We start from the raw sequence: 442 nt of genomic DNA on the forward strand, positions 1-442 counted from the left end.
GTATTCTGGACGACCGGAACTACAGCATCATTGAATTCAAACTGATCAAGAAATGCTGAAAACTCATCACTAATGACTTCCATCATCGATGAATGAAACGGACCTGATACATTGAGTGGAAGGACACGTTTTGCGCCGAGCGATTTTCCATCACGGACCAGTTCATCAATCTTTGACTGATGACCTGAAACGACTATTTGTCCAGGACAGTTTAAGTTAGCAGGTTCTATTTTTAAGTCAGCAGTCGACAATTTGTCACAAATCGCTTTGACTTCTGGTTCGTTCAAGCCTAGAACGGCAGCCATCGAGCCGGTTCCTTTCGGGAAGGCCGTCGCCATTAAAGCCCCGCGTTTTGCGACGATCTGCACTGCATCTTCAGCTGACATCACACCACTTGCAACCAGTGCTGCATATTCGCCTAAACTGTGACCGACTGTATAAT

The 442-nt window shown here is 45.9% G+C and carries 1 protein-coding gene; it reads right to left on the minus strand.

The genetic code is table 11. The features are described 5' to 3' along the window. Positions 1-442, minus strand: a 442-nt coding sequence (locus ERX37_RS11185; protein WP_133430745.1) for an ACP S-malonyltransferase, incomplete at both ends; no start/stop codon positions are given.

It is taken from the genome of Macrococcus hajekii, assembly GCF_004359505.1.
GTDB lineage: Bacteria > Bacillota > Bacilli > Staphylococcales > Staphylococcaceae > Macrococcus > Macrococcus hajekii.